General features: G+C 64.1%; 23 protein-coding genes. 15 read left to right on the forward strand and 8 right to left on the reverse strand.

Annotation, left to right across the window (positions count from 1 at the left end; genetic code table 11):
- Positions 1–203: 203 nt before the first annotated feature.
- From ACFR99_RS05445 to ACFR99_RS05455, 3 genes are all read right to left on the reverse strand, one after another.
- On the reverse strand, positions 204–1,142 hold the full coding sequence (locus ACFR99_RS05445) for a branched-chain amino acid transaminase (RefSeq protein ID WP_390285115.1): 939 nt from the start codon (positions 1,140–1,142) through the stop codon (positions 204–206).
- A 106-nt stretch (positions 1,143–1,248) separates the two neighbouring features.
- Entirely contained in the window at positions 1,249–1,974 is a 726-nt protein-coding gene (ribB, locus tag ACFR99_RS05450; RefSeq protein WP_390285117.1) for a 3,4-dihydroxy-2-butanone-4-phosphate synthase, read from the reverse strand.
- Positions 1,971–2,678 (reverse strand): DUF120 domain-containing protein, encoded by a 708-nt coding sequence (locus ACFR99_RS05455; protein WP_390285119.1) that lies wholly within the window; start codon positions 2,676–2,678, stop codon positions 1,971–1,973. The genes ribB and ACFR99_RS05455 overlap by 4 nt, the downstream gene beginning before the upstream one ends.
- Before the next feature lie 197 nt (positions 2,679–2,875).
- Between ACFR99_RS05455 and ACFR99_RS05460 the strand changes: the two genes are divergently transcribed.
- Positions 2,876–3,838, forward strand: a complete 963-nt coding sequence (locus tag ACFR99_RS05460) for a sodium:calcium antiporter (RefSeq protein WP_390285121.1) — start codon at positions 2,876–2,878, stop codon at positions 3,836–3,838.
- 77 nt (positions 3,839–3,915) lie between these two features.
- On the opposite strand, the gene ACFR99_RS05465 is transcribed toward ACFR99_RS05460, so the two are convergent.
- Entirely contained in the window at positions 3,916–5,115 is a 1,200-nt protein-coding gene (locus tag ACFR99_RS05465; RefSeq protein WP_390285123.1) for an AI-2E family transporter, read from the reverse strand.
- Between the two features lie 231 nt (positions 5,116–5,346).
- Here ACFR99_RS05465 and ACFR99_RS05470 point away from each other — a divergent pair, with 231 nt between their 5' ends.
- The 8 genes from ACFR99_RS05470 to ACFR99_RS05505 all read left to right on the forward strand — a co-directional run bounded on the left by ACFR99_RS05470 (position 5,347) and on the right by ACFR99_RS05505 (position 14,007).
- Positions 5,347–6,510 carry a glycosyltransferase gene (locus ACFR99_RS05470; RefSeq protein ID WP_390285125.1) on the forward strand — a complete coding sequence of 388 codons (1,164 nt, stop codon included), beginning with the start codon at positions 5,347–5,349 and terminating at the stop codon, positions 6,508–6,510.
- Entirely contained in the window at positions 6,507–7,751 is a 1,245-nt protein-coding gene (locus tag ACFR99_RS05475) for a glycosyltransferase (RefSeq protein WP_390285127.1), read from the forward strand. Before ACFR99_RS05470 ends, ACFR99_RS05475 begins: the two co-directional genes overlap by 4 nt.
- Positions 7,748–8,467 (forward strand): glycosyltransferase family 2 protein, encoded by a 720-nt coding sequence (locus ACFR99_RS05480; protein WP_390285129.1) that lies wholly within the window; start codon positions 7,748–7,750, stop codon positions 8,465–8,467. Before ACFR99_RS05475 ends, ACFR99_RS05480 begins: the two co-directional genes overlap by 4 nt.
- 16 nt (positions 8,468–8,483) lie before the next feature.
- A complete protein-coding gene (locus ACFR99_RS05485) occupies positions 8,484–9,884 on the forward strand; it encodes a sulfatase-like hydrolase/transferase (protein WP_390285131.1) in 1,401 nt (466 codons plus the stop codon).
- A 55-nt stretch (positions 9,885–9,939) separates the two neighbouring features.
- Positions 9,940–10,899 carry a hydrolase gene (locus tag ACFR99_RS05490; RefSeq protein WP_390285133.1) on the forward strand — a complete coding sequence of 320 codons (960 nt, stop codon included), beginning with the start codon at positions 9,940–9,942 and terminating at the stop codon, positions 10,897–10,899.
- A 65-nt stretch (positions 10,900–10,964) separates the two neighbouring features.
- The gene (locus tag ACFR99_RS05495) at positions 10,965–11,882 is read left to right on the forward strand and encodes a glycosyltransferase family 2 protein (protein ID WP_390285135.1); all 918 of its coding nucleotides are present in this window, start codon (positions 10,965–10,967) and stop codon (positions 11,880–11,882) included.
- Between the two features lie 18 nt (positions 11,883–11,900).
- A complete protein-coding gene (locus ACFR99_RS05500; protein ID WP_390285137.1) occupies positions 11,901–13,043 on the forward strand; it encodes a sulfatase-like hydrolase/transferase in 1,143 nt (380 codons plus the stop codon).
- 40 nt (positions 13,044–13,083) lie between these two features.
- Positions 13,084–14,007, forward strand: coding sequence for an alkaline phosphatase family protein (locus ACFR99_RS05505; RefSeq protein WP_390285139.1), 924 nt, complete (start codon positions 13,084–13,086; stop codon positions 14,005–14,007).
- Between the two features lie 4 nt (positions 14,008–14,011).
- Here ACFR99_RS05505 and ACFR99_RS05510 read toward each other — a convergent pair whose 3' ends face one another.
- The gene (locus ACFR99_RS05510) at positions 14,012–14,962 is read right to left on the reverse strand and encodes an alkaline phosphatase family protein (protein WP_390285141.1); all 951 of its coding nucleotides are present in this window, start codon (positions 14,960–14,962) and stop codon (positions 14,012–14,014) included.
- Positions 14,963–15,230: 268 nt separating this feature from the next.
- On the opposite strand from ACFR99_RS05510, the gene ACFR99_RS05515 reads away from it, so the two are divergent.
- Positions 15,231–16,673 (forward strand): lipopolysaccharide biosynthesis protein, encoded by a 1,443-nt coding sequence (locus ACFR99_RS05515; RefSeq protein WP_390285143.1) that lies wholly within the window; start codon positions 15,231–15,233, stop codon positions 16,671–16,673.
- A 70-nt stretch (positions 16,674–16,743) separates the two neighbouring features.
- On the opposite strand, the gene twy1 is transcribed toward ACFR99_RS05515, so the two are convergent.
- From twy1 to ACFR99_RS05530, 3 genes are all read right to left on the reverse strand, one after another.
- Positions 16,744–17,754 (reverse strand): 4-demethylwyosine synthase TYW1, encoded by a 1,011-nt coding sequence (gene twy1, locus ACFR99_RS05520; RefSeq protein ID WP_390285145.1) that lies wholly within the window; start codon positions 17,752–17,754, stop codon positions 16,744–16,746.
- A 110-nt stretch (positions 17,755–17,864) separates the two neighbouring features.
- Entirely contained in the window at positions 17,865–18,866 is a 1,002-nt protein-coding gene (locus tag ACFR99_RS05525; RefSeq protein WP_390285147.1) for an FkbM family methyltransferase, read from the reverse strand.
- 193 nt (positions 18,867–19,059) lie between these two features.
- Entirely contained in the window at positions 19,060–19,395 is a 336-nt protein-coding gene (locus ACFR99_RS05530; RefSeq protein WP_390285149.1) for a hypothetical protein, read from the reverse strand.
- A gap of 278 nt (positions 19,396–19,673) precedes the next feature.
- Between ACFR99_RS05530 and ACFR99_RS05535 the strand changes: the two genes are divergently transcribed.
- Genes ACFR99_RS05535 through phoU form a run of 5 tightly spaced genes read left to right on the forward strand, consistent with a single transcriptional unit; the run spans position 19,674 to position 25,062 of the window.
- Positions 19,674–20,738 (forward strand): PstS family phosphate ABC transporter substrate-binding protein, encoded by a 1,065-nt coding sequence (locus tag ACFR99_RS05535; protein ID WP_390285151.1) that lies wholly within the window; start codon positions 19,674–19,676, stop codon positions 20,736–20,738.
- A 49-nt stretch (positions 20,739–20,787) separates the two neighbouring features.
- On the forward strand, positions 20,788–21,852 hold the full coding sequence (gene pstC, locus ACFR99_RS05540; protein ID WP_390285153.1) for a phosphate ABC transporter permease subunit PstC: 1,065 nt from the start codon (positions 20,788–20,790) through the stop codon (positions 21,850–21,852).
- A complete protein-coding gene (gene pstA, locus ACFR99_RS05545; protein WP_390285155.1) occupies positions 21,849–23,420 on the forward strand; it encodes a phosphate ABC transporter permease PstA in 1,572 nt (523 codons plus the stop codon). Before pstC ends, pstA begins: the two co-directional genes overlap by 4 nt.
- The gene (pstB, locus tag ACFR99_RS05550) at positions 23,417–24,343 is read left to right on the forward strand and encodes a phosphate ABC transporter ATP-binding protein PstB (RefSeq protein WP_390285157.1); all 927 of its coding nucleotides are present in this window, start codon (positions 23,417–23,419) and stop codon (positions 24,341–24,343) included. Before pstA ends, pstB begins: the two co-directional genes overlap by 4 nt.
- Positions 24,343–25,062 carry a phosphate signaling complex protein PhoU gene (gene phoU, locus ACFR99_RS05555; RefSeq protein WP_390285159.1) on the forward strand — a complete coding sequence of 240 codons (720 nt, stop codon included), beginning with the start codon at positions 24,343–24,345 and terminating at the stop codon, positions 25,060–25,062. The genes pstB and phoU overlap by 1 nt, the downstream gene beginning before the upstream one ends.
- Positions 25,063–25,150: the final 88 nt, after the last annotated feature.

The following is a 25,150-nucleotide window of genomic DNA, read 5'->3' on the forward strand; positions in this document are numbered from 1 at the left end:
GCTCGTCGGCCCGCTCACTCCCTGCGATCGTTCGCGGTCAGTTTCTGTGAATGGCCTGCCCTTCCCCGAGTCGCGCGACTCTCGCAGCTGCTCGAGCCGCACTCCTGGTCACAGCAATCACACGTTCGAAGACGGGAACAGAACACAATTCGGTCGGTCGGCTCGTCTCGAGCCCGATACTGGTGTCGATCGCGGGGAATCGATTACTCGAGGTCGACGAACTCGAACCAGTCGGCGTACTCGTCGGGGGCTTCCTCGACGATCTCGAAGAATTTCTGCTGGAGTTCCTCGGTGACGGGGCCACGGGAGCCATCGCCGATGACGACGTTGTCGACCTTCCGGATCGGGGTGACTTCGGCCGCGGAGCCGGTGAAGAACAGCTCGTCGGCGGTGTTGAGTTCGCCACGCGAGATGGAGACGTCGTCGTGGACGGTGTAGCCCAGTTCCTCGGCGATCGTGATCACGGAGTCACGGGTAATGCCGTCGAGGATCGACTCCGAGAGCCCGGGCGTGTAGATCTCGTCGTCGCGCACGAGGAAGACGTTCTCGCCGGGGCCTTCGGCGACGTTACCTTCCTTGTTGAGGACGAGCGCTTCGGCGTAGCCGTTGCGGCGGGCTTCCTCACCGGCGAGCATGCTGTTGACGTAGAGACCGGTCGTCTTGGCGTTGGTCGGAATCTGGCTCGAGGCGTGTTTTCGCCACGAGGAGATCATCACGTCGATGCCGTTCTCGAGGGCGTCCTCGCCGAGGTAGGCACCCCACGGCCAGACCGCGATGGCAGTTCGAGTGGGGCAGTCCTTGGGGCTCACACCGAGGGAATTGTAGCCGTAGTAGGCGATCGGGCGAACGTAACAGGAGGGTAGCTCCTGGCGCTGAATGAGTTCCTTGGTCGCCTCGGTAAGTTCCTCCTTCGTGAACTCGATGTCCATCTCGTAGGGCTTTGCGGACTGGAACAGCCGCTCTAAGTGTTCCTCCCAGCGGAACAGCGCGGGGCCCTTTTCGGTTTCATAACAGCGCGCACCCTCGAAGACGCCCGACCCGTAGTGGAGGCCGTGCGTGAGGACGTGGACCTGCGCGTCGTCCCAGTCGACGAATTCGCCGTCCATCCAGATCGTATCGACGTCCATCTCGTCGAATCCCATGATCAGAACTGTTGAAAGCCCCCGTACTAAGTGTTCGCGGTTTGTGGCTGTACGCCGGCTAACGGGTCGATTCGGCCGCGCCTCGATCGGTCCGTCTGATCGAGTGCTATTGCCGCGCGGCGTCCCTGAGCCGCTCGAGGACGTCTCGGCCCTCGAGGTAGGCGAAGCCGTTGCGATCGGCGTAGGCGCGGGCGTCGGCAGGCGAGAGTGCCTCACCGGTGTCGTCGTCGAGCATCTCACAGACGACGACGGCGGGCGAGCGGTCGGCCGCGTCGGCGAGTGCGAGTCCGAGTTCGGTGTGGCCCTCGCGCTGGGCGAGCAGGTCGGGGGCGCCTTTCAGCAGGTGGACGTGGCCCGGGACCCGGAACTCGTTGGCAAAGTCCGTCGTCTCGGGCGTGGCGGCGGCCTCGCCGAGCGCCTGGATGGTCGTCGACCGGTCCTCGTCGGTGATCCCGGTGTAGGTGTCGCGGTGGTTGACCGTCAGCGAGAACGACGAGCGGTCGTCGTAGCCGAGTTCGTGGTCGGCCGTCGCGGGGTGGTCGATCGCCTCCGAGTAGAAGGGGAGATCGAACGCCTCCGCGACGTCGTGGCCCAGTGCAACGCAGACGAGCCCGCCCGCGTCGTTGCGAAGGCGGGCGACGGCGTCGGGCGTGACGGCGTCGGCGTGATAGATCAGGTCCGTCTCTCCCTCGCGGTCGGCCGCGTCGTGGACGAGGATCGGCTCGCCCGCCCGCAGCGACTCGAGTGCGTGATCGAACGCGCTCGAGGCCACGTCCGTCCCGGCGTTTGCGACCCCGTCGGCGTTCGACCGCGGGCCGGCCTGGCCGGTCATTCGCGATCACCCACCGAGACGGTGACGTGATCGCCGTCTTCGAGTCCGAGTTCCTCGCGGAGCTTGTCGGGGGCGATGACCTCGAGTTGATCGTCGTCGTGGTGGGTGCGTTCGGGCGCAATGGTGTGAGCGTCGTCGTAGACCTCGCCGTCGGCGGTTTCGATCATCGCGGGGTAACAGACGGCGGGGCCGTAGGTTCGCTCCTCGGACTCCCAGCCGTCGATGGGGACGGGCTCGAGCGAGGCCATGGCGCTGCGTCGGCGGACACTGTCCTCACGGAGGTCGACGTTCAACGTGCCGGGGAACGGCTCGTAGCCCAGTCGCTCCTCGAACTGGCGCTGATACCCCGATAGCGAGATGTAGTGGCGGCCCTCGCCCATACCGCTGGTGACGGTACCCTCGAGTGCGACCTGTGCGTCCGTCTCGAAGATGCGACGGTAGTCCTCGTACTCGGCACGTAACGTGCGCTCGCCGGTCTCCGTCACCTGGACCCACTGGCCGTCGCTGACGGTATCGCGCTCGAGCAAGTCGGCGCTCTCGAGGCGCTGGAGGCGCCGCGAGGCGGTCTGGTTCGACGCGTCGAGGCGGTCGGCGAGGTGAGAACAGGAAATCTTGACGTCGCCCTCGAGTCCACCCTCGAGTGCGAGGAGTTTGAGCACGGCCAGTTCGTCGTGCCCAACGGCGGACTCCGCTATCACTGACATACACGCACCTATACCGTAGTCCCCTAAAAGCATATCGAATGTGGAACGCATAACGAAAATGTGACGGCGTTCCGAGCGGGGATCGCGTACGTGGATGTCTCGAGGCGAGTGGAAAAAAGCCACCGGTCGGTGTGTCTCGTTCACAGCTGATCTACGGTCGGCCCGACCTATTTGGCAGTCTGTCACGAAGGTCCCCCATGGCGATAGCGTCCCCACTCGTCGCTGTGGTGGCGTTCCTCGTCGGGGTCGCGCTGATCGTATACAGCGCCGAAGAACTCGTCGAAAGCATTACGAAAGCCGCAGCGGTGACGGGGTTGTCGACGTTCGTTCTCGCGATCTTCTTTGCGGGACTGGACCTCGAAAACTGGGCGTTCGGCGTCGCGTCGATACTCGGTGACCTGCCGGGCGTCGCGATCGGCTCCGCGCTGGGGTCCGGACTCTTCCTCGTCGGGGTTGCAGTCGCGGTCGGCGGGCTCGTCACGCCGTTCGAACCGACGATCGACCGCGACTATCTGCTCTTGTTGCTCGCCTCGCCGCTCGTGTTGCTTGCGTTCATCGTCGACGGTACCGTCTCTCGGCTGGACGGATTCGCACTCCTCGTCTACTTCGGGCTCGTCCTCGGCTACATCTATCGCGAAGAGCGCCGCGGGAGAGAGACCTTCCGGGACGAAGAGGCCGAAGAGGCGCTCGAGGAGATCGACACCGAGGGCCGCGGATCGCTGTACTACCTCGGGCTGTCGGCGCTGTTCGTCGTCGGCATCGTGGTCGGCTCCGAACTCGCCGTCCGGGGCGCACGCGGGACCGTCACCGCGTTCGGCCTGAATCAAACGGTGTTCGGAATGACGGTCGTCGGGGCCGCGATGTCACTCGAGGAGGTGACGCTGGTCGTGGCCCCGATCCGCGAGGGACGACCGAGCATCGCCGTCGGCAACATCGTCGGCAGCCTGATCTTTTTCGCCACCGGAAACGTCGGCCTCCTCGCCGTCACGCGCGGATTTGCGCTCGAGCCCACCGTCCTGACGTTTTACTGGCCGGCGTTTTTTGTGTCGACGGTCGCCATCGGTCTGTTTCTCTCTCGTGGCCGGATCAAACGTCTCGAGGCGGCCGTCCTCTCGCTTCTCTATGCGGGCTACTGGATCGGCAGTTATCTCGTTCTGTGAGGCGAGGGACGCGTATCCGTTCCGTGTGCGGCCAGCAACCAGCAGCCGCGCGTATGATATTTCCGCGTCGACGACACTCACCCCGATCCGATATCGGTCCGATCGACGTCTGACGGCGGGGCCTTCTCTCGGTCGGGGACACTCTCCGTAAACTCGTCGAGCGTGTGCTCGGGTTCGATGGCGCCGCGCTCTCGCTCGGGATTGGCCAGGACTGGGAGGATCATCCTGACGAACGTCACGATGAACAACATCAGGAACGGCCCGAGGAAGATCCCGGACCAGCCAAACAGCGGCGGACCAAACAGGTACGCGAACATGACTAGTCCGGTGTTGAGCAGTCGCCCGGAGAGGTACGGCCGGATGTACGTCCGGACGAGGTTGTCGAACGCGACGATCATGACCGCGAGGAAGACCAGCGGGACCCAGAGAAGTTGCGGTTCGGTCATCGCTGCCTGCACTGCAAGCGTTCCAGCGATCGTAAAATAGACGATCGACCGGCCAACGAGCGGCACGAGCGTAAAGAGGCCGGTGACGACGGCGAACAGCACCGCCGACGGGATCGCCAAGCCGGCGGGCGCAACGACATTAAACAGCGCGTAGATGATCGCCGAGAGGATGATCACCGCGAAGATTGTCATCGTGTAGCCAAAGTAGATCGAACTCAGTCCCCGATCGACGGCCGAGAGGTACGCCGTCGCCAGACTCTCTTCGCCGAACACGTTGGATTCGAACCAGGTGGCGATATTGCGGTCGCTGATCAGCAGGAAGAACGCGATCAGCAGCGAGATGAACATGTTGAACAGCACCGCACCGACCGCACCGATCGCGCCACCGACCGTACCGACCATGTTCTGGACCGATGGGTCCTGAATCAACACGGCAGTCGTGTCGTACACCTCCGAGGGCGTGTTCGGCAGCTCCGAGAGCTGGACCGGCAACTGTGCGAGAATCCTGTCGACCGGCAGGTCCGCGGTCGCCGTCACCAGTTGCCCGAGTGCGACGAGCAGAATCGCGCCGATCATCACGACGATCGGAACGACGATCAGGAGCAGCGTCAGTGCGGCGACGAGCGTCGGCGAAGCGATACGCTGCTCGAGCCGTCGGGTGATCGGCCGTGCGACGTAGTAAATAAATAACCCAAAGACGAGCCACGGGAGGTACTGGTCGATGACGAGCCCTAGCACGGCTAGCAACACGGCTCCCAGTACCCACCAGCCGAGGTGGCCCTGTGCTGCCCAAACACGGACGTTCCGGACCGGTGACGACGTTTCATCCATGGGTGATGATACCACAGAAACACTATTAACGAACGTGCGTCTTCGAAATGAATAACTCGGAAACTGGCGGTTCGGCGCTGCGCCGGTCAATCACGAATCACTCGAACAAGACGAGTTCGTCTGTGTGACCACCGGCCACAGCAGAACGTGATCGGTGGAGAACAACCACTCCCTGCACAATGCAAGCCGTCGTGCTTTGCCGCGACCCGTTGAGCGTTGAGGCGTACTCGCATGAAGCGGTTCCTCGAGGCGCTGTTCGGGCTGATCGCACTAACTGGGATTCCGTATCTGCTCTACCTCGGCGTCTACTACCTCCGACGGCCATCGGGCACGCCGGCCGCCACATGGCCCCGAGAGCCGTCGGTGAGTATCGTCCTGCCGACGTACAACGAAGCCGCCATCGTCGAGTCGAAACTCGAGGAGTTGGTCGACCTCGACTATCCCATGGAGAAGGTCGAAATCGTCGTCGTCGACTCGAGCGACGACGGGACGGCCGACCTGGTCGAGACCTTCTTCGCCGGCCGAAAGGAGCCGAAGCTGACGCTTATTCGCGAGGACGAACGCCGGGGGCTCGCAGTCGCGCTGAACGAGGCCTATGCGGCCGCGGCCAACGAGGTCGTCGTCAAGACCGACTGCGACTCCCGGATCGCGCCTGACGCCGTTCGGAAGGCGGCCGCGAACCTCGCCGATCCCGACGTTTCGGCGGTGACTGGCCGCAACGCAGAGGTCATCGGCGACAGCGAGGTCGAACAGGGCTACCGCGATATCCAGACGAGGATCCAGGTGCTCGAGTCACACATCGACTCGACGCTGATCTTCCACGGGCCGTTCTCGGCGTTCGAACGAGACGCGATCGTCCCGATCGACGAGGATTCGCTCGCCGACGACACCGAACTCGCGCTGAAGATTCGACGCAATGGCGGTCGGGTCGTCTTCGATCCAGCCATCCATTACAGGGAAGCCGCTCACTCGTCGTTCGGCAAGCGCCGCGAGCAGAAAGACCGGCGCGCGATGGGGCTGTTGCGGCTGCTGTGGCGACACCGCGACGCGCTCGGCCGCCATGGAGCCTACGGCCGGGTCGTCCTCCCTTTCAACTGGTGGTTCATGATCGTCTCGCCGTGGCTCGTCGCCGCTGGACTCGCGCTGGCCACGGTTGGCTCGCTGGCGATTTTGGGTCCGTTCGGGCTGGCGACACCGGCCGGCGTCCTCGCGTTCACGGCGCTCGGTTCACGCGACGCGCTCGGGCCGCTCCAGCCGATTTACTCGCTGTTCGACACCCAGATCTCGCTGTTTCGGGCGAGCGTCTCCCTGCTGCGCGCTCGAGCCGACGGCGACGACGAGACTCACGACGGCACGTGGACGCCCGACGAGGAACTCCGGGAGGTGTTACAGTGACCGACGTCGCGATCCTCCACGATCGGTTCCCCGGTATCGGCGGCGGCGAAGAGTTCGCTCTCGAGGCCGCACGCGTCCTCGACGCACCGATCTACACGGCCTACGTCGCCGCGGGTACTGACATTCCCGACGATGTCACCGTGATCCCCTTCCGACAGGAAAAGTACACCTCGTTGCCCTGGCAGCCGTTTCTCGAGTGGAAAAACGAGGGGATGAACCCACTCGAGACACTCAACGTGGCGCTCGACATGACCGACGCGCATCCGGATTTGGTCGGCTACGACGTGATCCTCGAGAGTGCGCCGCTCTCGAAATCCTACGTGCCCGCGGTCGGCCAACGGATCGTTCACTACCCGCACAGTCCGCCCCGGTGGCTCTACGACCTCTACCGGGACCGGCTCTCGTCCTTCCGAAAGCCGATCGTCGAGGCCGGCGTCAAGGCCTACGCGAAGGGCTGGCGGGCGCTGGACAAGGAGGCCAACGACTACGTCGACCAGTTCGTCGCGAACAGCGAACTGGTCCGGGACCGAATCCGACGGTACTACGACCGCGACGCGACGGTGGTCTACCCGCCGGTCACTGGCGACTGGCGCAACGACGGCGACGACGGCTACTTCGTCACCTGGTCGCGGCTCGCCCCCGAGAAGCGGATCGACCTGATCGCGAAAGCGTTCGCGGGGCTGGACGAACGGCTCGTGATCGCCGGCGACGGCCAACAGCGCGATCGACTCGAGGCGTTCGCGGCGAATTACGACAACATCGAGGTTCGGGGCTACGTCGACGACATCGAGTCGCTCGTCGCGCGGGCCACTGCCGTCGTCTACGCGCCGAAACAGGAGGACTTCGGCCTCGTCGGTGCGGAGACAATGATGGCCGGCAAGCCGTTGCTCGGCGTCGACGAGGGGTTCACGCGGTATCAGGTACAGGGCGGTCGAACGGGCCTGTGTTTCGAGCCGACCGTCGCGTCGATCCGGGAGACGGTACGGCAGTTCGACCCCGACGATTTTGATTCCGTCGAAATTCGCCAGGCCGCCAGACGCTACGAGTATGACCGCTTCGCAGAGAACCTGCGCGCGGTCGTTGCGGAGACGGCAGCCGCCGACGTGGCTCCTGACACCGCCGACGAACTGGAACCCAGTCGTCGGTCCCGTTCCCGCACCCGGAGACGCCACCTTCCCGAGACGACCCGCGCCCTCGATACGGATCGCGATACGTCACTCGAGGAGGTGACTGACGAGTGACGGGGGCGACGACTGAGTCCCCACTGTGGCCGATCGACCACCCGGACCCGGTCATCTCAGTGGTTATCCCGACGATCCCCTCGAACAGCCACGATGCCGTCGTCGACTCCCTCCGCGAGCAGACGGCCGACGCATACGAGGTGATCGTCGTCGACGACGCGACGCTCGACATCTGTGAAGCGCGAAACGAAGGCATTCGCGCTGCCCGCGGTGAAATCATCGCACTAACCGACGACGACTGCCGCCCGCCACGAGACTGGCTCTCGAAGATCGTGACGGCCTTCGACCGCGATCCGGAACTCGTCTGTCTCGAGGGGGCCGTCTTCGGCGGGCGCACCTACGACGGGGAGCGCCGCTACGTCGGCTGTAACCTCGCGTTCGACCGTGACGCAGCGCTCAGCGTTGGCGGCTTTCGCTCGACGTTCGCCGGCTGGCGCGACGACACCGAGTTCGGCTGGCGAATGGAGCGCGACGCCGACGGTCACTGTACGTATCACGACGCGGTCCGGATGCACCATCCCGATCCGCCGCGGGCGACGCTCGACGAGACGCTCGAGGCCCGCCTGAAACGGGAGTATCCCGACCGCTACGAGAGCGTGCTCGTCCCCGATACGCTCACAGGACGAGTCAACGATTGGCTGTGGCGAAAGGGGGTCTGGAACGTCGTCGACACGCTCCGATATGACCTCCAGAACGCCATTCGATCCAACAGATGACCTTCCATACGAATTCATGACGAACGTTGCACTTGTCGTCCTCGATACGCTGCGATACGACGCCTTCGAAGAGCACTTCGACTGGCTGCCCGGCCGGCGATTCGAGTCCGCCTGGAGTACGAGCCACTGGACAGTCCCTGCTCACGCATCGCTGTTTACGGGACGGTACGCGAGCGAGATCGGCATCTACGCCGGCGCACAGACGTTCGACTGTCCCGAACCGCTGCTCGCCGAACGGCTCCAATCGGCCGGCTACACGACGCGCGCGTTTAGCGCGAACCCAAACATCACGCCAGTGTTCGACGCTGATCGTGGCTTCGGTCAGTTCGAAAAGAGCTGGCGGCTCCAGCATCACCGCACGGACGTCTTCGACTGGGACGCGTTCATCGCGGAGACGCGCGACTGCGGCCCCGAACGGTATGCGCTCGCGCTTAAGGAGGTCGTGTTGGGAGACAACCGGACGCTCCCGTCGTTGAAACACGGCGCGAAGCTGAAGCTTCGCGATACCCCGCTTGCGAGCCACGTCGAGCACGTCGACGACGGCGCGAGCACCGCGCTCGAGCTCGTTCGCGACACCGCTTTCGCCGACGACGAGTTCCTCTTTCTGAACCTGATGGAGGCCCACTCGCCGTACGATCCGCCGGCGGAGTGGAAGCGTGTCGATGTCGACATCGACGGGCTGGCCGCCTCGCTCGGCGAGCCCGAAGACGATCCCGCGGACCTCGAGCGAGCATACGACGACTGCGTCCGGTACCTCTCGCACGTCTACGAGCAGATTTTCAACGAACTGTGCGAATCGTTCGATCTGATCGTCACGGTCAGCGACCACGGCGAACTCCTCGGCGAGTACGGCGGCTGGGAGCACCTGTCGGGAATCTACCCCGAACTTGCCCGCGTGCCGCTGTCGATCTACGACGCTCGCGAGGGGACCGTCGATGGGGTCACGTACGACGACTGCTCGGTGAGCCTCCTCGATGTCCACGAGACCGTCCTCGCCGCGGCCGGCCTCGAGTCCGATTCCGATGCCAGGGGACGCGACCTCACTGACACCTCTCACCTCACGTCTGAGGGCCGCGACGACGAGGACCGAAGCGAGCCCCCCGATAGCGGGTTCCGCGATGGTGAAGTGCTGGTCGAGTACCACGGCCTTCCCGACCGGCACCTCGACGCCCTGCGCCGCAAGGGGTTCGAAGACCTCGAAAAGCGAACCCGATGGCTCGAGGGAGTCGCGCTCGGCGATTACTTCGGGTACGAGACGTTCGACGGCTTCGGAGAATGGGGTGAATCACCCTACGCGGACCCACGAGCGCGGCTCCGTGACCTCGTCGACGCGCTCGAGCGTCGCACGGACGTCGACGAGGATCGCGAACTCGACGATTCGGTGCTCCAACAGCTCGAGGAGCTGGGATACGCATGAGTAGCCACCAGCATGTCACAGGCGGGCGGTCGCACTCGAGAGAGGTGATCGACTGATGGGCGTCGAACGATTCGTCCGAAAGCTGCCCGAGCGCGGCGTTCGCCGATCGCTCGAGATCGGGTACGAGTGGATGGGGCGCCAGCTGTGGATGGGTGACTTCGCGGACGAAACGGTCCTCGAGCGCGAGTGGGACGTGCTCGTTCTACTCGATGCCTGCCGCGTCGACCTGATGGCCGAGGTCGCCACGGAGTACGACTGGCTCCCCTCGCCGGCCGAGATTGAGGCTGGGGCGATCGACTCGGTTGCGGGGTCGTCGAAGGAATGGATGCGGCGGACGTTCACGCCGGCGCATGCAGCGACCCTCGAACAGACAGCGTACGTGACGGGGAATCCGTTCTCGGCGGCGGTCCTCGGCGACAACCATCCACTGGGGCTGGTCGATGAGGTGTGGCGGTACGCTTGGGACGACGACGCTGGTTCGATCCGCCCGGAACCGATCACCGATCGGGCGATCGGCGTCTGCCGCGACGGCGACTTCGACCGCGTCATCGTTCACTACATGCAGCCACACGTCCCGTTTCTCGATCGGCCGGATCTCCACGCGGGCTACCGTCCGGACGACTGGGGGTCGCCGGATTCGGTCGTCGACCCCGACGAGACCGGAGTAGACGTGTGGGGTCGCGTTCGGCGGGGGGAACTGAACCGAGACGAGGTGTGGGCCGCTTACGCCGACAACCTCCGCGTCGGGCTGGACGCGGTCGCGACGCTCCGGCGGAACGTCGACGGGACGCTGGTGGTGAGTGCGGACCACGGCAACGCGATGGGTGAACTGGGTATCTGGGGCCACCCTGATAGACCCGTCTCGAGCGTCCGACGGGTGCCGTGGATCGAACTCGAGGCCCACGACGAGGGGACGCGAGAATCGGTGCTCGACCCCGACGAGACGGACACGGACGACCGCGCGGTCGACGCTGACGTCCAGGATCGGCTGGCGTCGCTCGGATACACGGAGTGAAACCAAATGCTATCACCAGAGAGAGAACCAGTCGACGGAGCGAATCGGGCGGAGGTGGGGTCACCGTGAGCGACCCCGCCGTCGCGCTCGGCGTAAAGGTCTTCAATCGCACCGAGAAGCTCGAGGCACTCCTCGAGTCGGTCCCGGCCGACGAGTACGAGACGGTCTACGTCGCCGACGACGGCCAAACCGAAGAACGCACCCACCTCTACGAGCGGTCGTGGCCGTTCGATCTCGAACTGATCGATCTCCCCTACGATGCGGGACTCGGTGTCGGCCGTAACGCGATCGTCGACGCGCTCTCCGAGGACTATCTGACGGTCGTCGATAGCGATCACGAGGTGCCGACGAACGTCGGCGTCCTCGCGCGCCAGCTCGAGGCCCGCCCCGAGTTCGGTGGGATCAGCGGGCTGTTACTCGAAGACGGGCGAATCCAGGGGCTGTGTCACGACCTGTTCGAGGAGGGTGACGTGCTCATCCGCGACACCGGTTCGAAGACGGCTGCAATGGTGGCGGGCTACCCGCTCGTCGAGTTCGATTTCGTGCCGAACGTCGTGACACTTCGTCGGGACTGCCTCGAAGAGCTGGCCTGGGACGAAAACTACGTGATCGGCCGCGAACACCTGGATTTCTTCGTTGGCCACTGGCAGGGAACCGACTGGCGGTTCGGTACCTGTCCTGCGGTGTTGTTCCCCCACCGTCCCGGCGGCGGCAGCGAGTACGACTCGAACAGACTCGATCGCTCCAAGCTCCTCGCGAGCAAGTCGTACTTCCGGGAGAAGTGGGGATACGAGCAGGTCGTCGCCCGCGAGTTCTGGCTCGGGAATCAGTCCGTCGATAAACCGCTGGCCATCCTCGACAGCGACGTCCCGGTCCCCACGTGGCTGGGTGCGAAGGTGATGGACCTGCGCGACGCACGATTACGACTCGAGGCCGCGACTGCGAGCGCGAGCGGATCGCTGCGGACGGTGATGCGGCGATGACGACACGGTGAGACGACCATGACGACAGACACGAACACGGATTCGACCGAAACGGCGCGGACGACGCTCCTGGTTACCGTCGACTCGCTACGGGCCGATCGGTTCGACGAGATGGAGCGGACGCGAGACTATCTGGAAACGTGTCACCCGCGGGCGTTCGCGACGTCGACGGCAACGCTGGGAAGTTTTCCGGCGATCATCGGCGGCGAGTACGCCACTGGCGACGGCCTCGGTCGAGCGACCAACGTCGCCAGCCGGTTCGACTGCCGGCGGATCGGGATCACGACGAACCACCTCCTCTCGGCGGAGTACGGGTACGCCGACGCCTTCGACTCGTTTACCTCCCCGAAAGGCGGCGGGGAGACGCTGAAGGAGAAAGGCGCGGTCTTGCTGGATCGCGGCACCCTCGCCTATCGGGTCGCAAGCTGGGGCTGGAACCGATATCAGGCGCTCCTGAGCCGGTTTGTTGACCTCGAGAAGTCGTTTCGCCCGGCCGACGACGTAATCGACCAGTTCTTGGGGGAGATCGAGGGACGCGGCGAGTGGTTCGGCTGGCTGCACTTCATGGAACCCCACCACCCCTACGATCCGGACGGCGCAGACGTGAGCCGAGCCGAGGCCCAGCGGGTAACCCGTCGCGTGCTCTCGGGCCGCGGCTCGGCTGCCGACGAGGACCTCGTTCGCGACCTCTACCGCCGGGAGGTAGCCGAACTCGACCGGAAACTCGCACGCCTCTGGGAGGCGATCCCCGACGACACGCGCGTCGTTTTCTGTGCGGACCACGGCGAACTACTGGGCGAGGACAGCCTGTGGGGACACCCTGGCGAAATGCGACCGGAGTTGCTCAACGTGCCGTTCGGAACGCGAAACGCGCCCGACCTCAGCGAGGTCGTCTCGCTGCTCGACGTCCCGACGATTCTCTCCGGGAGCGAACACGGCCTCGGGACGCTCGAGCGCGAGGTCGCCTTCGCGGCCTACGGAACGAACAAGGCGGCGATGAACGCCGAACACCTCGCGACGACCGACGGCACCGTTCAGCTCTCGGACGGCGAACCGGCGACCGACCCCGAACTCGAGCGGCGACTCGAGCGGTTCGACCCCGAGTACGTGGTCAAAGAGGACGCGCTACAGGAGGATCTGGAGGATCTCGGATACGCATGATCGACGATCGGCAACCCACGGCAGACGGAGGGAGCGACGAATGACAGTGGTCGTCCTGGCACTGGACGCCCTCGACGCAGGCCTGGTCGAGCACTTCGACCTCGACGCGTTCCGACTCGCCTCGAGTGGCGATCTCGAGACGTTCGCACGGACACAGGACGTGCCGTACACCCCGGAGGTCTGGGCGACGGTCGCGACCGGCCTCCCGCCCGAGGAGCACGGTATTACCGGCGGCGGGACGAGCGAGTGGGACAACCCGGTTCTCGAGGGACTCTCGCGTATCTCCGGTCGGCTCGACGAGTCGACGCGCGGCACGCTCGGGAAGGTCGTCCGCTCGCAGACCGGCGAGCGCGAGCAGATCGGCCGCACTGACGCCGCATCGATCTTCGATGCCGAGGACGCAGTGGTCCACAACTGGCCGGGAGTCGCCGACGGCCGGCCGCTTCAGCGGGCCTGGGACCTGATGAACGCCGTCGCCGAGGGAATGCCACGCAGCACGTTCGAGCGCGAACTGTTCGGCCAGTGTGCCCAACAGTTCTCCTGGGCACGCGAGATGCTTCGCCACCCCGTCTCGATCGCCGGCGTCCACGTTCATGCGCTCGACGCCGCCGGCCACGCCTACGCCGACGACGAAGACGCGCTCCGTCGCGTCTATACCCGCGTCAGTGAGTTCGTCGAGGAGGTCGTTGACGCGCTCGAGGACGGCGACGATCTCCTCTTGCTCAGCGACCACGGGATGCACACCGAGTTCTACCCGCCGGACGACGGCGAGAACCCGGCGACGCACTCCTGGCGGGCGTACGCGAGTTCGACGACCGACACCTGTCCCGAGTCCGTGTTCGACGTCAAAGCGTGGATCGACGCGCAAGCCAGCACCACGCGTGTCGAGGGCAGGGCCGACGAGAGCGAGGAGGCCATCGACGTCCCCGAAGATCACCTGCGCGAGCTCGGTTACCTCGACTGACCTTTCACTCGAGATAACCCAGATCCCGAAGCTGCTCCTCCGTCGTGTCCATGACTGCCGGCCGTCGCTCGGCTCGCGTGGCGTCGCTATCGGCGGCGTGTTCGTCGACCCAGTCTCTGACGTCGAAGACGCTCGCCGGCGGCTCGTCCGACAGCGTGGTCGACGCGAGCGCTCGCCAGCTGTGGAACCCGGGCTCGGAGTCGCCGTCGATCCACTCGACTTGCATCCCGTGGTCCGACAGCACCAGCAGTTCGTCGACGCGCTCGCGGACGGCACCGAGCAGGCGATCGACCCGTTCGTACACCGCCCGCAGCCGATCCGGGTGGGTCGCGAAGGCGTGGCCGGCGGCGTCGAGGACGTGCATGTGAACGCCGGCGACGGCAACATCGGCCGTTCCCATCCCCAAGAGCCAGCCCGTCTCGAGGCCGGCGTTGCCATACAGGCGCCGCCAGAGTTCGCCGTCGGTGATCTCGTCGTTCGACGCGAGGTTGAGCCAGTGCCAGGTCTCGCTCAGGTGTTCGGCCGGGGTGACACCGGGCCACCACCGCACGACGCGGCCGTCCGGTTGGAAGAGATGCGAGTGTGACGTCTGGCGTAGCGTCATGCCGACGTCGCCACCCCCGCCGTCAGTGCCGTCGCCCCCACCGGAGTCGCCGCGGAGCCACGTGCCGATTCTAATGCGGACCTCCTTGGGCAGGAGGTAGGGTGCTGCCTTGCTCGCGTACTCGAGGACCGGATTGTGCCACTGCTGTTGCTCGCCGGTCGAGGCGAGGTCGTGCTCCTCGGGTCCGACGCCGGTCGCAGTCGACGTCCAGACCTCGAGCGTGTTCGGGTTCTCGCCGGAGTAGGCGAACGTCTCGAGTTCCCGGTGGGTCTCGAGCAGCATGTTCTCACAGCCCCAGTCGCGGGCGAGGTCGTAGTCGGCGGCGTCGAGGGCGACGATCCCCAGCGTCATGGACGTGTGAACTACGAACGTACTATTCAATGTCCGGCCGGCAGTGGGATCGGCGGGTGTGGCAGGCGGTACACTGATACCGCCGGATGATGCAGTCGTCTCTAACTCGTCCACTGACATCGATGGTGACGATCCACGCTCCTCCACATTCACGTCGATCGAACGTCGTCGCCCGAACACTGACGCGGATGATCGTTCGCACGCCGCTCGAGTGCGAGACCGGGCCCGTCGGCCTGAGCTATCGGTCGCCACGTTCCGCTCGAGACGGATGACGGACGCGACGTCGGTTAGCCTCGGCGGCGAGACGGTGAAGGCGACGGCGGCGAAGTTCGCGATGGCTGCGATCGGCTTCGTCGGGACCGTCGTCTTCGCGCGGATGCTCGGGCCGACCGGGTTCGGCGGCTACTACCTCCTCTTCTCGCTGGTCAAGCTCGGCGACCGGGCGGTCAACGGGTGGGGGACAGCGATCATGAAGCGGTTCTCGGAAGCCGACGCCCCCGAACGGGAGCTGATCGGCGGGCAACTGGTGTTCACGCTGGCGTGGGTCGTGCTCACGGGCGTGGTCAGCGTGCTCGCGTCGCGATGGCTCGTCTCCTACACCGGACTCCCCGAAGCGCCGGTGCTGTTCGTCGTCCTGATGGGGGCCGTCACGCTGTACGAGCCCACAGACCGTGTCGTCCAGGCCCGGGGGCTCGCCGGCGCATCGATGTGGATCGATACGTTTCGGTCGCTGCTGACCTTCCCGCTGCAGCTCGGGCTCGTCCTCCTCGGCCTCGGCGCTGCGGGGATGGCCTACGGGCTCGCTGCGGCGACGTTCCTCTCGCTGCCTGCACTCTGGTATTTCGTGCGGACGAAACCAACGATCCCCTCACGCGACACGCTCGAGAGCCTCTGGTCATATGCGAAGTACAGCATCCCGAACTCGTTTCTCGGGCAGGCCTACGATCGATTCGACATCATCCTGCTTGGCTACCTGCTCGCGCCCGCCGCGGCCGGCCAGTACGAGGTCGCACTGAAGCTCACCGTCCCGGCGACGTTCGTGATGCTGGCCGCCCAGAGCGTGCTGATGGCCCGCGTCAGCCGGCTCCACAGCCAGGGCGAGGACGTCAGCGATGACATCTCGAACACGCTCGCGTTCTCGAGCGTCGTCGCGATTCCGATGTTCTTCGGTGCCGTGGCGATGCCCGAAACACTCGTCGTGACCGCGTTCGGGGCCGAGTACGCCGACGCCGCCTCGTTGCTGATCGGGCTCGCGCTGTTCCAGATCGTGAGCACACAAAGCGGGCCACTCACGAGCGCAATCGGTGGGATCGATCGGCCGGACGTCAACACGTGGATCTCGGCGACGACGCTCGGGCTGAACGTCGTCCTCGGCGTCGCGCTGACGCTCGTATACGGTGCGATCGGTGTCGTGATCGCAACGGTCGTGGCCGAGACGCTTCGATATATTCTCTCTGCGTATGTGATCAGGCAGGAATTGCCGGCAGTCGAGTTGGTTCCTCGAACGCTGCTCGAGCAGCTCGTGGCGTCGGTGCTGATGTTCGTCGTCGTCCTGCTACTCGTCCGAACCGTCCCTGTCGATCGGTGGTACCACCTGCTCGCCGTCGTCTCGGTCGGTGCGGCAGTGTACTCGGCGGCGCTGCTCGCGATCAGTCAGAAACTCCGTGTAACGATCGAGGGGGTCGTTCGGAGTTCTCGCCTCGAGCTGTAGTATGGTCCTGTCGCGAGCAGAGGCCGAAGCCGCAAAACGGGGATCATCCGCTCGAGCAGTCGTAATTGTGTCAGTCCCCGGTGACAGGATCGCGCTCCCAGAACTCGCTTCCCTTCTGCAGTTTCGGCACCCACGTATCGGTCGTCTTCGAAAGTAACGCGACGCGGGAGGCCGGGACGCCCATGACCTCGTCGAACTCGGGCATGTGGTCGGCCACCGCTTCCGTGAATTCCATGACGTCCTCGTGGTCGGGCATCGACGAGCGGTCGAGTCGGCCCCGCGAGTGGCCCACGTGCATGTACGCTTTCAGTTCGATGAAGTCGGGGTCGGCCTGCTGGTAGAAGCCGGCGTACCAGTCGGGATGGTGCATGTTCTCGCCGTCGACCAGCGTCGTCCGCAACACGGTGCGCGTCTCGTCTTTGTCGGCGAGGACGGCCATCGTCTCGAGTAGTTTCTCCCAGGCGTCGTCTTCCATCGCGCCGACGACCTGATCGAAGGTGTGGCGCTCGGGGGCGTCGACGCTGACGTACAGTTGGGTGGGGTCACACTCGGCGAGCACCTCGGGGCGGGTGCCATTGGAAACGAGGAACGTGGTGATGTCGCGGTCGTGGAAGGCCTCGATGAGTTCGGGCAGGTAGGGATACAGCGTCGGCTCGCCGTCGAGGCTGATGGCGACGTGGCGCGGTTCCATCGCCTGCTCGAAGACCTCGCGGGGAACCTCCTCGTTGCCGCCGAAGCCCGAGAGCAGCTTTTTCTGGAGTTTGATGGAGGCATCGACCACCGCCTCGGGGTCGTCCCATTCGACGTCGTCCAGTTCGTAGGCGTGCCCGTTGTGATCGCGCCAGCAGAAGACACACCGCTCGTTACACCGGACGACCGGCGTCATCTGGATACAGCGGTGGGACTCGATGCCGTAGAAGATGTTCTTGTAACACTTTCCCTCGCCGCGCAGGGCGTTTGCCGTCCAGCCGCAGGTCTGGGCGGCCGTGTGGTTCTCGCTGTGGTAGTCCGGGCTCGAGACCTGTGCCGCTCCGCCGTCGTCGGCGTCGGTGTCGGTCCCAGAAGGTGCGGAGTCGCTCATGTTGGCGGCCGTTAGACGGGCGGGGGCAAAAGACGTGTGGTGTTCGTGGTCCCTGACGTGTGACCAACGACTCACGGTACGCGGACTCGTTCGGACTCCTGCGGCGTTCTTCACGGAGTCCGTCTGAGAATCACGTGAGTCGAGTGATCGTCGCCGATCTTCCGCAGGTCGTCGATCGAGGTCCACGGAAGCTGGACCTCGTACCACATCGGCCCCTCGAGGTCCGTCACGGCGACGAGTTCGAGACCGGACTCCTCGAGCATCTGGAGCATCCACTCGAACGACTCGTCGTCGATTCTGGGCCGGTGGAGTTCGAAGAAGAGTACCAGTGGCTGGTCGGACGCGAGCACGTCGGGCATTCCCCGAAACACCTGCGCTTCGTATCCCTCGACGTCCATTCGGACGACGTTGATCTCGTCCGGGGCGACGTCGTGCTCCTCGAGGAGGGTTGACGTCGTCTTCTGTGCAACGTCTATCTGCCGCTCGATGCCGTGTTTTCTGTCGAAGCCGTCCACGTCGACGTGTGACTTGTTACTCAGCGGGAGCACGTTGAACGTGACTGTGCCGTCGCTGTCCCCCACCGCCACCCGTTCGACGTCGATCCGGTCACCGTACCCGTTTCGCTCGATAGAGCGCGTGAGGAGGTCGATGTTTCGTGGATCCGGCTCGAACGCCAGCACGTGCCCGTCGTCACCGAGCACGCGCGCCTCCAGCAACGCGTAGTACCCGATGTTGGCGCCGATTTCGAGCACAGTCACGGTCGAATCGAGCCGCGTTGCGAGTCGCTCGAGTTCCCGCTCGAAGATGCTCGCCGATAGCTCTTCGCGACCGCCGTACATGAGCAATTCCTGTGAGATCCCGTCCATCGACGGATCGAGGACCATTTCGCTGCCGTTGATGTCGCGTACCACGACGCCGTCATCCGCTCGCCAGGCGAGATAGCTGGTATACGCATTCCAGTCGAAGGCACCGCCCGTGAGCCCGCCGATTAACGGCCCGAGTTCGCCACGGCGGATCCAGCGTTTGACCTTGCGCCGATTGGTCGCGACCCAGGACTCGACAGCCGTCGGATCGCTGAGTGCTCGGTTTACTTTCGTGATGATATCCGCCATAGGTACGGCATCGACGCCCGATCTTTTGAAGATATTTTCGACTATATGGTTAGTAATAGATCTATATGTTGATCTTTATTACAGTATAGAGAAACCGAACAGCTGAGCTACGAAGCTGAACGCATCGACGGCTTTCTCGCTCCGCTTGGTGACCAGGGCTCGAGAACACTCGACGTCGCCGCCGGAGGGTCCGTCATTCGTCGGTCCGTTGGTCACTCGAGGAGTCATCGCCGGGACCGCCCGGCAGCGAGAACGGATCGGCGGGCTCGTCGCCGTGTGTCACGTCGTCGCGTTCGAACAGATACAGCGCCGGCCCACCGACGACCATCACGAGCAGGCCGGGAATCGGCACGGCGAGCGGTGAGAGATAGAGACCCAGCGCACTGCCCCATGCGACGCCAACGACGCCCGCCCAAAGTATGGGTCTCGAGACCTCGTTCTGGGCCGCGTCTCGGTAGACGACACCGGCACAGCCGAGCACGGCTGCGACTCCCACCAGCGCGACTGCGATCCCCTGCAGCGAAACCATACCTCGCGTTAGACCGCCGGCTGTAAGTGAGTGTCGCGATCAGCCGATCAAGCCACGATTCGCGAATGCTTGAGTGTGATACGGACTTCTGTCAGTCAATTCCAGTACACCTGCACGACGGTCGCAGTTGCACCAGTAAGCAGTGACAGGAGATCAGATGAGCCAATCACCGGTAGTGCTCTATAGTACCATATAGATATTATAGAACTATGTGACAACTGATCCATATATATGGCTCATAGCATCGTATTTTTATAGCCTCCCGAATTCCTCACGTGATGGCAGACAACCAGTTCGGGCGCTCTGCTGACGGGGTATCGCGACGGAAGTTCATCGCTGCGACCGGCGTTCTCGGATCGATGGCAGCCGCCGGCTGTCTCGGGAACGCAAGCGAGGGTAGCAGCGAGGGCTCACTGTCGGCCGACGGGTCCTCGACCGTCTATCCGATCACCAGCAAGGCCGGATCGCTGTGGAATTCGAACCCGCCAGCCGACGACGAGGAGTACTGGGGCCCGGGTCAGTACGATATCGACTCCGACGAGAACCTTGCGGACTACTGGGCCGGTCTCTACGGCTTCGAGGCAAACGACAGCGGCAAGCCACCGTTCGAGACGTCGATCGGACTGAACCACACTGGCGTCGGGCTGCAGAAACTCGAGGAGGGACAGGTCGATATCGGCGATGCGAGCGCGCCTGTCTCGGCGGAGTTCCCCGACCGAAGCGAGAGCGAACTCGAGCCGTTCGTCGACCACGTCGTTGCCGTTGACGCCCAGCCGATCATGGTGAGCAAAGCCGTTCAGGACGACGGCCTCGACAAGATCACGCTCGAAGAGGTCCAGGGCATCTACCAGGGCGAGATTTCGGACTGGACCGAGGTCGAAGCCTACGACGGGCCGTCGAAGGAAGTTCAGGTCATCGGTCGCGCCGAGGGCTCCGGGACGGACACGTCGTTCCGGAACAACGTCCTCGGCGATCCCGACGCCGAGATGGAAGTCGACTCGCGCAAGGGCGAGAACCAGCAGGTCCAGACGACCCTCGAGCAGTCGGACAACGCCATCGCCTACGCGGGTCTCGCGTTCGTCTCGGACCAGGCGCCGATGGTTAACCTCGTGATCGACGGCACGGAGTACACGCGAGAGAAGATGGCCGAACCCGAGTATCCGCTCGCTCGAGACCTACACTGCTACACGTGGGAGGACACGTCCGAGAAGGAAGCCGCGTTCATCCGTATGATCCTGCACCCCTACGGACAGCAGCAGTTCGTCGAACCGGCAGACTATCTCCCGTTGACGGACGAACGTCGCGAGGAGGAACTGAGCAAACTTCCCGAGCCGAGTAACTAACCAGCGCAGGCGGACGACCGCTCACGCAACCATCACTATTCCATTATAAATGAGTAACACATTACAGAGAGGTGATCAGTCGGAGATCGACGAGGGCGACGATCGGAGGGAATCGCTCCTGCGTCTCGTCGCCGGCGCTTCGCTTGGGGGTTCGTTGCTGACGTTTCTGGTAGCACCGTGGCTCACGGTGTTTTTCGTCATCGCATTTCTCGCGGTCGTCGGGTACGGCTGGCTCGCCTACCAGGAACGAACTGCGAAAGGACTGATGTTCCTCGCGACCGTTTCGACGGCGCTCGTTCTCGTTCTCATCATCGCCTTCCTGTTCATCCGTTCGCTTCCCGCGTTCGGACACATGGGGCTCGACATCCTCTACACCGACGGCGATTTCTGGAGCCGCGCCAACGACCGATACTCGCTGTACCCGGCTATCTGGGGGACCGGTCTTACGACCATCCTGGCGACGATCGTCGCCGCTCCGCTCGGAATCGCATCGGCGATCTTCATCAGCGAAATCGCACCGCCGTGGGCCCACGAGATCGTGAAGCCTGCCGTCGAAACGCTCGCCGGGATTCCGTCGATCGTGTACGGGTTCATCGGTTTTACGATCATCAACGGCTACATGATGGACAACTTCGGCCTCTCCTCGATCGGCAGCATCGTCGTCGTCGGCGTCGTCGTCGGGCTGATGGCGCTACCGACAGTTGCCTCTGTCGCTGAGGACGCGATCGCGAGCGTTCCAGATCACATGAAAGACGGGGCCGTCGCGATCGGTGCAACCGAGTGGCAGACGATCAAGACCGTGACGATTCCTGCGTCCTTTTCCGGGGTTTCAGCCGCGGTACTGCTCGGCGTTGGTCGAGCGGTCGGAGAGACGATGGCGGCGACCGTTATCCTCGGAAACATCATGGAACTGCCAGAGCCGTTGTACAACGTATTCGGAAACACAGTTACGCTAACCAGCCTCATCGCCAGCCAGTACGGTAACTCACACGGCCTTCACAGGGAGGCATTGTTCGCGGCCGGCGTGATCTTGTTTATTACTGTTATGGCGTTGAGCGTCACTGCACAGATAATCGAAGCGCGCGTAAAACGGAACCTCGGAGGTGACCTATGAGCGAACGTTCGCTGCAGTACCAGTCACAGAACGCGTTGACCGTCGAGCACTCTCCAACGCTGACGGGACTCTCGGTCGTCCCGATCGGGCTGTTTCTCGTCGCGTTCGTCGTCGGCAGTGCGACGCTGGCCGGATGGCTTGGCTTCGAGTCGCCGCTCTTCGGGCTCGCACTTGAGACGGTGTTCACCGCGTTGCTGTTCGCTTCCGGTGCCTGTCTTCTGGCAACCGGAGCGGCGTCGCGACTCGAGATAGTCGACACGACGCCAGATCGATCGGCCGGCGTCGGCGTCGCGTCCGGATTCGGATTCGTCGCCTTCAGCGCGATCGGTCTGACCGCGTCGCAGACGTTCGGACTCGGTGGCGTTCGCTGGGCGCTTCCCGCGTCGGTGGTCGGCGTCCTCGTCGCCGGTTCGATCCTGTTTGCGCGCGAGGACTTTGGGGTGACCGTTCCGTCGGGCTTGTTCTCACTCCTGATCGGCGGGCTGTTCCTGTTCGATGTGATCGATCCGAGCTGGACGTTCAGCCCGGCCGGATTCGGCGTGACGTTCTTCGGTACCGTCTTCGTCCCGCTGCTGACGATCGTCGCGACCTTCGTCGGGGCGTGGGCGGCTGCCAACGCGTTTCAAGGATTCGGCGCGGCCGGCCGTCAGGCGGGGGCGTTCTTCCTGATCGGGACCAACGCTGCGCTCATCTTGCTAGTTTTGGTCCTGTTGATCGCGTTCATCGTCAAGAACGGGTTCTGGTACGCCGTCGACGGGATGGAGATCGGGCCTGGCCTGCACTTCCACTGGCCCTTCGTGATGGACGGATACGATGTGTTCCTCGGGCAGAAGGGCATCTTCCCGGCGATCGTCGGCACGTTCTGGCTCGTCGTCGGCGCCGTCGTGCTGGCGGTTCCGATCGGCGTCGGCGCGGCAGTGTTCCTGACCGAGTACGCCGAACAGGGACGGTTCACGTCCGTCGTCGAGGTCGCGACGAACGGCCTCTGGAGCACCCCCAGCGTCGTCTTCGGCCTGTTCGGCTACGCATTCCTCGTTCCTCGACTCGGGAACAATACGAGCCTGTTAGCCGGGATGATCGTCCTCGGATTCATGCTGCTCCCGCTCGTGTTGATCACGAGCCGCGAGGCGATCAAGAGCGTCCCCGACGAGTACCGTGACGCCAGCGCAGCGCTTGGCGTCTCCAAGTGGGAGACGATCAAGGAGGTTACCATTCCGTCGGCGATGCCTGGCATCGTCACCGGCGTCATCATCGGTATCGGTCGAATCGCCGGCGAGACGGCACCGATCCTGATCGTCACCGCCGACAACCCACAGCGGAAGTTCGCGCCGGCCGTCCTCGGCTCGTTCGAGTTCACGGCGACGCCACCGTTTATCGTGAACGACGCGTTGCTCAGTGGCTCGAGCGCACTTCCCTATCAGCTGTACGGAGCGATCACGACCGGTGTCGTGGGTGATGACCCAGGATACGGGTGGGCGACAGCGTTCGTTCTCTTGCTTGTCGTCCTCTCGTTCTACGTAATCGGCATTATGACGCGGATGTACTTCCGGAAAAAGCTACACGCATGAGCAATCGAATGAACGAACCACAAGAACCAGCGGAATCGAATCGACAATCGACTGATAGCGTTACGCAGACGACAGCCGGTGAGTCCCAGGAGAAGATACAGCCGGAGTGGACTGAATACGAGTTCCAGGGTGACCCGAAGTTCTCGGTCGAGGATCTGGACGTCTACTACGGAGACGAGCAGGCGCTACAAGGGATTACGATGGAGGTTCCCGAGAACAGCGTGACTGCGCTGATCGGGCCCTCTGGTTGTGGGAAGTCGACGTTCCTCCGGTGTCTCAACCGGATGAACGACCGCATCAAAAGCGCCCGCGTCGAGGGATCGGTCGAACTAGACGGGGAAGAGATCTATCAGGACGGCATCAACCTCGTCGAACTCCGGAAACGCGTCGGGATGGTGTTTCAGTCGCCCAACCCGTTCCCCAAATCAATCCGAGACAACATCTCCTACGGCCCGCGAAAGCACGGCGAACTCGAGACCGGACTGCTCGCTCGGCTGCGTGGCACCGATTCGACCGATCGTGAACAGCAACTTGTCGAACGCTGTCTCAAGCAAGCCGCACTCTGGGAGGAAGTGAGCGATCGTCTCGACGACAACGCGCTCGGCCTCTCCGGTGGGCAGCAACAGCGACTCTGTATCGCGCGTTGTCTCGCCGTCGATCCCGATGTCATCCTGATGGACGAGCCGGCCTCGGCACTGGACCCCATCGCGACCGCGAAGATCGAGGACCTGATCGAGGAGTTGGCCAAAGAGTACACGGTCATCGTCGTCACTCACAGCATGCAACAGGCCGCACGGATCTCTGATCAGACAGCCGTCTTCCTGACCGGCGGCGAACTCGTCGAGTTCGACGATACCGACAAGATCTTCGAGAATCCCGAGAGCCAGCGCGTCGAGGACTACGTCACCGGCAAGTTCGGGTGATGACGCGCGAGGACTATCAGGACCGCCTCGAGCGCCTTCGCGAGACGGTCATCGCGCTGGGCGATCTCGTCCGGGACCAGCTCGCGGACGGGCTCAGCGCGCTGTTCGCCGGCGATCGTGCGCTCGCACGCGAAGTAATCGCGGACGATCAGGCCGTCAATCGCCGCTCGCTCGAGATCGAAGGTGAATGTCTCGACCTGCTGGCGCTGTACCAACCGGTCGCCGGTGACCTCCGGAGCGTCGTCGCGACGTTCAAGATCGTCACCGACCTCGAGCGGATGGGCGATCTCGCGACCAACCTGGCGGCGTACACGCTGGCGTCGACCGGGTCCGCACCGACGCTTCCCGACGTCGATTTCGAGCGGATCGCCGCGCTCGCACTCGAGTTGGTCGAGGACGCGATCGAGGCGTTCGTCACGGACGACGCCGACGCCTGTTTCGCGGTCGCCGACCGGGACGCCGAACTCGACGCTCGCTGTGAGGCCGTGACCGAACGTATCGTCCGCACGCTCGTCGACCTCCGCGTCGACGGCGATGCAGTCAGAGCCGGGACGGCGTTCTCGGACGAGTCCGACGAGTGGCCGCTCGAGGCCGTCCTGACCAACGTCTCGCGAACGTTCGTGATCGTCCGCGACATAGAGCGGGTCGGCGACCACGCAGTGAACGTGGCCGCCCGAACACTCTACGCACTCGAGAGTAGCGAGGAACTGCTCGCCTGACGACGATGCAGACGATCGAGTGAGAAACGGTTTTCAGAATCCATTGGTATATCAACGGGTTCCTATCTCGAGAACTCGACGGCAGACT

Origin of the sequence: Haloarchaeobius amylolyticus (assembly GCF_042678045.1) — an archaeon.
In the GTDB taxonomy this organism is placed as follows: Archaea; Halobacteriota; Halobacteria; order Halobacteriales; family Natrialbaceae; genus Natrinema; species Natrinema amylolyticus_A.

Excerpts from the sequence above, each read along its gene's own strand:
- ACFR99_RS05525 (WP_390285147.1), bottom strand. The coding sequence starts at position 18,866 with ATGGCGGATATCATCACGAAAGTAAACCGAGCACTCAGCGATCCGACG.
- twy1 (WP_390285145.1), bottom strand. The coding sequence starts at position 17,754 with ATGAGCGACTCCGCACCTTCTGGGACCGACACCGACGCCGACGACGGC.
- ACFR99_RS05530 (WP_390285149.1), bottom strand. The coding sequence starts at position 19,395 with ATGGTTTCGCTGCAGGGGATCGCAGTCGCGCTGGTGGGAGTCGCAGCC.
- ACFR99_RS05510 (WP_390285141.1), bottom strand. The coding sequence starts at position 14,962 with ATGACGCTGGGGATCGTCGCCCTCGACGCCGCCGACTACGACCTCGCC.
- pstC (WP_390285153.1), top strand. The coding sequence starts at position 20,788 with ATGAGTAACACATTACAGAGAGGTGATCAGTCGGAGATCGACGAGGGC.
- pstB (WP_390285157.1), top strand. The coding sequence starts at position 23,417 with ATGAGCAATCGAATGAACGAACCACAAGAACCAGCGGAATCGAATCGA.
- ACFR99_RS05515 (WP_390285143.1), top strand. The coding sequence starts at position 15,231 with ATGACGGACGCGACGTCGGTTAGCCTCGGCGGCGAGACGGTGAAGGCG.
- ACFR99_RS05460 (WP_390285121.1), top strand. The coding sequence starts at position 2,876 with ATGGCGATAGCGTCCCCACTCGTCGCTGTGGTGGCGTTCCTCGTCGGG.
- ACFR99_RS05470 (WP_390285125.1), top strand. The coding sequence starts at position 5,347 with ATGAAGCGGTTCCTCGAGGCGCTGTTCGGGCTGATCGCACTAACTGGG.
- phoU (WP_390285159.1), top strand. The coding sequence starts at position 24,343 with ATGACGCGCGAGGACTATCAGGACCGCCTCGAGCGCCTTCGCGAGACG.
- ribB (WP_390285117.1), bottom strand. The coding sequence starts at position 1,974 with ATGACCGGCCAGGCCGGCCCGCGGTCGAACGCCGACGGGGTCGCAAAC.
- ACFR99_RS05490 (WP_390285133.1), top strand. The coding sequence starts at position 9,940 with ATGGGCGTCGAACGATTCGTCCGAAAGCTGCCCGAGCGCGGCGTTCGC.
- ACFR99_RS05505 (WP_390285139.1), top strand. The coding sequence starts at position 13,084 with ATGACAGTGGTCGTCCTGGCACTGGACGCCCTCGACGCAGGCCTGGTC.
- ACFR99_RS05445 (WP_390285115.1), bottom strand. The coding sequence starts at position 1,142 with ATGGGATTCGACGAGATGGACGTCGATACGATCTGGATGGACGGCGAA.
- ACFR99_RS05455 (WP_390285119.1), bottom strand. The coding sequence starts at position 2,678 with ATGTCAGTGATAGCGGAGTCCGCCGTTGGGCACGACGAACTGGCCGTG.
- ACFR99_RS05465 (WP_390285123.1), bottom strand. The coding sequence starts at position 5,115 with ATGGATGAAACGTCGTCACCGGTCCGGAACGTCCGTGTTTGGGCAGCA.
- ACFR99_RS05535 (WP_390285151.1), top strand. The coding sequence starts at position 19,674 with ATGGCAGACAACCAGTTCGGGCGCTCTGCTGACGGGGTATCGCGACGG.
- ACFR99_RS05500 (WP_390285137.1), top strand. The coding sequence starts at position 11,901 with ATGACGACAGACACGAACACGGATTCGACCGAAACGGCGCGGACGACG.
- pstA (WP_390285155.1), top strand. The coding sequence starts at position 21,849 with ATGAGCGAACGTTCGCTGCAGTACCAGTCACAGAACGCGTTGACCGTC.
- ACFR99_RS05485 (WP_390285131.1), top strand. The coding sequence starts at position 8,484 with ATGACGAACGTTGCACTTGTCGTCCTCGATACGCTGCGATACGACGCC.